This window comes from Amaricoccus sp. (assembly GCF_017995835.1).
Taxonomy (GTDB): Bacteria; Pseudomonadota; Alphaproteobacteria; order Rhodobacterales; family Rhodobacteraceae; genus Amaricoccus.
Window position 1 is genome coordinate 1 of sequence record NZ_JAGOID010000128.1, and the last position, 7072, is coordinate 7072.

Genomic DNA, 7072 nt, shown 5'->3' on the forward strand with positions numbered 1-7072 from the left:
GAGTTGGCGTGATCAACCTCATCTTCGGGCGCAAGCGCTTTGCCGGCTCACTCATCGGCGGCATCCGCGAGACCCAGGAGATGCTGGAGTTCTGCGGCGAACATGGTCTTACCGCGGACATCGAGCTCGTGCCGGTCGCGGCGGTCAACCAGGCGTTCGAGCGGCTTCTGCGCAGCGACGTGAAGTATCGGTTCGTCCTCGACATGTCGACGCTCGCCTAGGCGGCGCCTGGGGAAGAATCGCGACGGAGATCCGCAGCGATGGTCGACCGATTCCGCGTTTCGACCCTGCTCGCTCGCAAGCTCGAAGAGCTCGGCGTCCCTCCGGAGAGCGTGCTGCGCCGCGCGCGACTCGGAAGACGCCCGGGAGATGATCGACCGCTGAGTGGCGACATCGGCTTCGAACCCGTCGACGCTGGACCGCTGCGCTGGCGTGGCCGGCCGGACTTTCCGTTATCCTCCGCGGCGTGCCGCCGCTCCCGAACGTCGCGCCACCGGCCGCCCGGCGGCCGCTCACCACGCGCGACGCGCGCTGGGCGAAGGCGCTCGCCGCCAGCCTGGCGCGCGCCGGGGTGAATCCGAACTGGATCTCGTTCGCGAGCCTCCTCTTCGCTGGCGCCGGGGTCTGGGCCTTCACCCTGCTGGGCGCGGCGACCGGTGGCACCCGCGTCGCGCTGGCGCTCGCGGCGGCGACGACGATCCAGCTGCGCCTGCTCGCCAACCTCCTCGACGGTCTGGTCGCGGTCGAGCACGGACGCAAGCAGGCGACCGGCGATCTCTGGAACGAGGTCCCGGACCGGGTGGCGGACGTCGCCTTCTTCCTCGGCGCCGGCTACGGGCTCGCCGGGCTCGGCACGACGATCGGCGGCGCGGCGCTCGGTCCGATCCTCGGCTGGAGCGCCGCGGCGCTCGCCCTCACGACGGCCTACGTCCGCCAGCTCGGCGGGGCGCTCGGCCTGGCGCAGGATTTCCGCGGCCCGATGGCCAAGCAGCAGCGGATGTTCGTGCTCACCCTCGGCGCGCTCGCCTGCGCGATGGACGCGCGCCTGCCCGGGCCCCCCGGAACCCTGCTCGCCGCGGCGCTCGGGTTGATCGTCCTGGGCGCCGCCGCCACCTTCGTCCGCCGGCTCGCCGGCATCGCGCGCGCGCTTCGCGCCCGCGCCGGATCGGGCTGAGAGCGGCGTGAAGGCGGGCCTCATCGAGCGGCTGATGGCGCGCGCGGTCGCCGGCCTCGTCTGGCTGCTGACCGGCGCCACCGCGCGCTGGCAGGGCGTCGCGCCCGACGGCCGGCAGCGCGTCTATTTCGCCAATCATGCGAGCCACCTCGACTTCGTCGTGCTCTGGTCGGCGCTGCCGCCCTCGGTGCGGGCGGCGACGCGGCCGGTCGCCGGCGCCGACTACTGGAACCGGGACGCTCTGCGGCGCTTTCTTGCCGGCCGCGTCTTCCGCGCCGTGCTGATCGAGCGCCGCTCCGGAGGAGCCCCGACGCGCGACGAGATTCTGGCGTCGGCGAGGGCGGCGGTCGCGGCGACCGCTGCGGCGCTCGACGACGGCAGCTCGATCATCCTGTTCCCCGAGGGCACGCGTGGGCCGGGCGGGATGCCGCAGCCGTTCAAGAGCGGCCTCTTCCATCTCTGCTGCGAGCGCTCCGGGCTCGAGCTGGTGCCGGTCTGGCTCGACAATCTCAACCGCGTCCTGCCCAAGGGAGAGTTCCTGCCGGTGCCGCTGTCGGCGACCGCGACCTTCGGCGCTCCTCTCCGTCTCGAGCCGGGCGAGGAGCGCGACGCCTTTCTCGAGCGCATGCGTGCTGCGCTCGTTGCACTGTGGAGCGATCGGCCGCGTTCCGACTCTGCGGAGACCCGATGACGATCGACCACGACCTGCGCCTGCTGCTCGGCGGCGTCCTCGTTCTGCTGCTCGTCGCCTCGATGGTGGGGGAGATACTGCGCCGCCGCGTGACCAGCGACGGCGGCCGCGCGACGGTCGCCAATCTCGTTGCCAGGATCAACGCCTGGTGGGTGATGGTGGTGGTCTTCGCCGCAGCGCTCGTGCTCGGGCCAACGGGGACGGTGGTGCTGTATGCGATCCTCTCGTTCCTGGCACTGCGCGAGTTCATCACCCTGACGCCGACCGGCCGCGGCGACCACGCGACGCTGTTCTGGAGCTTCTTCGTCGTCCTGCCGTTGCAGTACGTGCTGGTCGGCTACCGCTGGTACGGCCTGTTCGCGATCCTCATCCCGGTCTACGCCTTCCTCTTCGTGCCGACGCGCAGCGCGCTCGCCGGCGACACGACAAGCTTTCTCGAGCGGGTGGCGAAGATCCAGTGGGGGCTGATGATCGCCGTCTACTGCCTCTCGCACGCGCCGGCGCTGCTCATGTTGCCGGTGGCCGGCGACGCGGCGGGCGGCGCCAAGCTCCTGCTCTTCCTGGTGCTGGTCGTCCAGCTCTCCGACGTCTTCCAGTACGTCTGGGGGAAGCTCCTCGGCCGCCACAAGATCGCGCCGGGGGTGAGTCCCAACAAGACGGTCGAGGGCTTCGTCGGTGGCGTCGCCACCGCCACCGCGATCGGGGCCGGCCTCTGGTGGGCGACGCCGTTCACGCCGCTCCAGGCGGCCGGCTTCGCACTCGCCATCTGTCTCTTCGGTTTCGCCGGCGGACTGGTCGCCTCGGCGATCAAACGTGACCGCGGCGTCAAGGACTTCGGCTCGCTGCTCGCCGGCCACGGCGGCATCCTCGACCGCGTCGACTCGCTCTGCTTCGCCGCCCCGCTCTTCTTCCACCTCGTCCGCTTCACCTTCGGCGACGGCCCCGATCTGTCGCGCTGAGCGGCCTCGCGCCGCGCCGATAGAAGTCTGGTGAGAGGTCAGGCTAGGCGCCGTCGCCGTTCGGCTCGGGCCTGCGGCGCAAGGTCGCGGACGGCAGCTCGCCGAAGCACTCCCGATAGGCGCGCGAGAACTCGCCGAAGTGCCAGAAGCCGCCATTGAGCGCTCCGGCCGAGACCGTGGTGGACCCGGGCCGCGCCGCGAGGAGCGCCCGGCGCACCCGATGCAGCCGCAGGCGGAGCAGGAACGCCATCGGCGTCATCCCGAGGAGTTCCTTGAATGCGTATTCGAGGGTGCGCTCGCTGACGCCCATGGCGCGGCAGAGGTCGCCGACATGGAAGGGCTCGCCGGCCTTCGCCAGGGCGAACTCCTCGGTGCGCTTCACGAGGAGGCTCTGCGCCCGCCGCGTCCGGTCGCCGCGGCCGTCGGGGAGATCGCCGGCCACGTCGATCGTGGAGAAGAGAGTGTCGAAAAGCTCGACCCGGGCGGCGTCCCGCTCCCGCCGCGGTTCCTCGAAGCGGAAAGGCTCCCGCGCAGCGACCTCTGCCAAGCGCTTCCCCCACGCAAAGAGTCTCCCACTGGCCTCCGGCTCTACCTGGAGCATCTCCATCCCCCGCGGCAGCCGGAGCTCGGAATCGCGCCCGCGCGCGGCGAGATGCGCGACGAGCTCCGGCGCCGAAACCAGGTACGCGACGCTCTGCCAGCCGGCCTCGGAGACGAACCCGACCTCCGCCCCCGGCTCCGCGGCCAGCACCAGACCGGGCCGCACCGCCAGTCCGTTCACCGTCCCTCTCGTCCGGGGACCGAACGCGACCCAGGCGAACAGACCCTGGCGAACGCTCGTCCGGGTTCGCACCCGGCGGTTGGTCGAGTGGAAGACGACCGCCGCGTCCTCGAGACGGACAGTCACGCGGCGGGCGCGCAGCGCCTCCGACTGCAGCTGCACGGCGTCCTGATCGAGGAGCTCGATCCCTGCGCCGACGACGGTCGGGTCGCTGAGGTCGTCGACCGAAACGGCGGGTTGGGTAACGTGGGAGATGGGCTCGAGGATCTTCATGGTCTGCGGAATTCCGATAGACGGGCCCGAGCCAAGCCTCTAGGCTGAAAGCGACCTGGTGCTTGCGACCAGGGTAGGGGAGTTGTTGCCCTCTCCGAGGTGGTCGCCAGCCTACAGCACCTGTGCGAGACCACTCCAATGAGTGTTCCCGGAAACAGGCAAATAGCTGGTATCCGGATGCGCCAGTCTGAAATGGAGCGAGCCATGCAAGAGCTGTCACGGCCATCGATGCGGACCTCGATCGGGAATTCAGGTGGTACCCGCCGAAGGCACCGATGGCGTCGATTCTCAGTGCTGCTGGGCGTCGTCGGATGCATCGCCACGCTCGCCTCGCCCGTCCTGGCCGCGGCCCCCGACGCCCCCCGCAGGCCGAACATCGTCGTCATCCTCGGCGACGACATGGGCTTCGCTGACATGGGCTCGTTCGGCAGCGAGATCAAGACGCCGAACCTCGACTCGCTCGCACAAGCGGGCATCCGCTTCACCAACTTCTACACCCACGCCTCCTGCTCGCCGACGCGCTCGATGCTGCTCTCCGGCGTCGACACCCACTTGAACGGCCTCGGCAACATGAGCGAGTGGACGGCGCCGAACCAGTTGGGCAGGGACGGCTACGAGGGCAACCTCAACGACCGCGTCGTCACGCTGCCGCAGCTCCTGAAGGACGCCGGCTACCACACCTACATGGTCGGCAAGTGGCACCTGGGGAAGGAGCCGGCCCAGATCCCGGCCGCGCGCGGCTTCGAGCGCGACTTCACGCTGCTCGACGGGATGGGCAGCTACTGGGACGACTGGAACTTCTCGGCCGCCACCCCCAAGTCGCTCTACACCGAGGATGGGCGCTACCTGAAGAGCCTGCCGAAAAACTTCTACGCGACGACGACCTACACCGACAAGCTGATCTCCTACATCGACGCCAACCGCGGCGACGGCAAGCCGTTCTTCGCATACGTCTCCCACCAGGCACCGCACGAGCCGTACCACCTGCCCAAGGAGTGGCGCAATCGCCACGTCGGCGAGTACGACAAGGGCTGGGACGCCCTGCGGCAGGAGCGGCTGAAGCGGCAGATCGAGCTCGGCATCATGCCCGCGGGCACGCAGCTCGCGGAGCGGATGTGGTTCCTTCCCGATCCGGTCGTGTTGGCCCCTGCGGCCCGTGCGCTCCTGGGCAGGAAGATGGAGCTCTACGCCAGCCTGGTCGAGAACCTCGACTTCCACATCGGCAAGCTCATCGACCACTTGAAGCGGATCGGCGAGTACGAGAACACGATCTTCATCGTCTTCGGCGACAACGGCGCCGAGGGCAACGACCTCTACGAAATGATCGCCGGCTCGCCCGGCTCACGCGACTACCTCTTCGCCGCCATGCACTGGTCGCAGAACCATCCCAACGCGTGGGGCGATCCGGGATCCTGGCTCGCCTACGGGCCGATGTGGGCGCAGGTGTCGATGACGCCGTTCTCGCAGTACAAGGCGCTCATGGCGGAGGGCGGCATCCGCAACGCCCTCATCGTCAGCGGCCCGGTCGTCCAGCGCCCCAAAGGCAGCATCCACCAGCAGGGGCTCATGCACGTGGCCGACATCATGCCGACGCTGCTGGAGGTCGCCGGCACGAGCTATCCGGAGACCTATGCGGGGAGGGAGACGCTTCCGGCGTACGGCAAGTCCTGGGGCGCGATGCTCGCGGGACAGGCCGAGTCTCCCCGCACGAGTCAGGACGTCCTCGCCTGGGAAGTCTTCGGCAACCGAGCCGTCCGCCAGGGAAACTGGAAGCTGCGCTGGCAGATCCGCCCCCTCGGCACCGGGGATTGGGAGCTCTTCGACCTCGCGGCGGATCCCGGCGAGCTGCACGACCTCGCCGCCGGCCGCCCCGAGAAGGTGCAGGAGATGCTCGCGCTCTGGATGGCCTACGTCCAGAAGAACAACGTCATCCTGCCGAACCGCACGCCGTTCGAGAGCCTCGAGAAGGCCCTCCCCCAGCGCGTGCCGGTCCAGGCGGGCTATCCGCCGGTCAACCTGAAGAAGCAGTTCGTACCGCCGGCGGACATGCTCGCCGATCCGAAGCAGTGAGCGCCCACTTTCCCGGCTCCGCAGCGAAGGAATAGAGACCATGAACTACGAGATCCTCTCCAAGGCCAGCTGCAGACGCCTGGCGCTCGCGCTCGTCGCGGCGCTCTCTTTCGGCGCCCTCCTCGCCCCGCCGCTCGCGGCCCAGGTGCCCGCCCGTTTCTACTGGAAGACGCTATCCGGGGCCAACGCCGTGCCGCTGATCATCAACTCGATGAGCGGCAATACGAACCCGTACGATCCGGCCCATCTGGTGACGCCGGGGGCGGACATCGAGGCAACGCTGGCCATCGCCGGCTACGGGCGCACCTTCACCCTGTTCGGCCGCGGCGCGCTGGTCGCGGTCCTGCTGCCCATGGGGAGGATCTCGGGGGACGTCACGGCGGCGGGGCAGACGCTCAGCCAGACGGCTCGCGGCTTCGGTGATCCGACCTTCGAGCTCGACGTCAACCTCATCGGTCCGCCGGCGCAGAAAAGCCTGGTCGACGTCTTGCGCTACGAGCCGGGCTTCTCTCTCGACCTGATCGTCGACCTGGCGGTGCCGATCGGCGAGTACGACGACAGCCGCTCGCTCAACCTCGGCCAGAACCGCTGGTACGGGCGCGTGGGCGCGCCGATCGTCTGGCAGCTCGGCGCCTGGGTGCCGGGGCGGCGCACGACGCTCGAATTCCTGCCCGCCGTCTGGCTCTTCGGCAAGAACGACGACTTCGTCGGCCAGACGCTCGAAACCGATCCGCTCTTCCAGTTGGACGCCCACCTGACGCGAGACTTTACCCAGCACCTCTGGGGCTCGCTCGACGGCTCCTGGTACCAGGGCGGCGCGGCGAGCCTCGACGGCGTGGACGGCGAGAAGCTCGACAATCTCGCCTTCGGGCTCACGCTCGGCTACCAGATCAACGACAACCTCGGCCTCACAGTCGGTTACAAGTCGACCGTCGCCGACAGCGCGCCCGCCGACCTGCAGATGGACGGCTTCATGATCTCGCTGGTCTCCGGCTGGCACCCGATCATCGAAGGCGCGAGCCGGTTGAAGGGCGAGTAGGCACGAAGGCCGACTGAATCGCGGCCGGGAGGCGGGCGGTCTCCGCGGGAGCCGTGCCGGCGTCGGCTGCGGCGTGGGCCTCGGC

General features: G+C 69.6%; 6 protein-coding genes and 1 pseudogene. 6 read left to right on the top strand and 1 reads right to left on the bottom strand.

Annotated elements, in window-relative coordinates:
* The 4 genes and pseudogenes from KBA23_RS14775 to KBA23_RS14790 form a co-directional block, all read left to right on the top strand.
* Nucleotides 1-221: pseudogene (locus tag KBA23_RS14775) on the top strand (NAD(P)-dependent alcohol dehydrogenase); the annotation flags it as partial.
* 245 nt (nucleotides 222-466) lie between these two features.
* Nucleotides 467-1174 carry a CDP-alcohol phosphatidyltransferase family protein gene (locus KBA23_RS14780; protein WP_290742397.1) on the top strand — a complete coding sequence of 236 codons (708 nt, stop codon included), beginning with the start codon at nucleotides 467-469 and terminating at the stop codon, nucleotides 1172-1174.
* A gap of 7 nt (nucleotides 1175-1181) precedes the next feature.
* Nucleotides 1182-1865 carry a 1-acyl-sn-glycerol-3-phosphate acyltransferase gene (locus KBA23_RS14785; protein WP_290742400.1) on the top strand — a complete coding sequence of 228 codons (684 nt, stop codon included), beginning with the start codon at nucleotides 1182-1184 and terminating at the stop codon, nucleotides 1863-1865.
* Nucleotides 1862-2824 (top strand): phosphatidate cytidylyltransferase, encoded by a 963-nt coding sequence (locus KBA23_RS14790; RefSeq protein WP_290742403.1) that lies wholly within the window; start codon nucleotides 1862-1864, stop codon nucleotides 2822-2824. Before KBA23_RS14785 ends, KBA23_RS14790 begins: the two co-directional genes overlap by 4 nt.
* A 43-nt stretch (nucleotides 2825-2867) precedes the next feature.
* Here KBA23_RS14790 and KBA23_RS14795 read toward each other — a convergent pair whose 3' ends face one another.
* A complete protein-coding gene (locus KBA23_RS14795; RefSeq protein ID WP_290742406.1) occupies nucleotides 2868-3878 on the bottom strand; it encodes a helix-turn-helix domain-containing protein in 1011 nt (336 codons plus the stop codon).
* A 291-nt stretch (nucleotides 3879-4169) separates the two neighbouring features.
* On the opposite strand from KBA23_RS14795, the gene KBA23_RS14800 reads away from it, so the two are divergent.
* Nucleotides 4170-5948: an arylsulfatase gene (locus tag KBA23_RS14800; RefSeq protein WP_290742409.1), complete on the top strand. Its 1779-nt coding sequence runs from the start codon at nucleotides 4170-4172 to the stop codon at nucleotides 5946-5948.
* Between the two features lie 40 nt (nucleotides 5949-5988).
* Nucleotides 5989-6987, top strand: a complete 999-nt coding sequence (locus KBA23_RS14805) for a transporter (protein ID WP_290742412.1) — start codon at nucleotides 5989-5991, stop codon at nucleotides 6985-6987.
* Nucleotides 6988-7072: the final 85 nt, after the last annotated feature.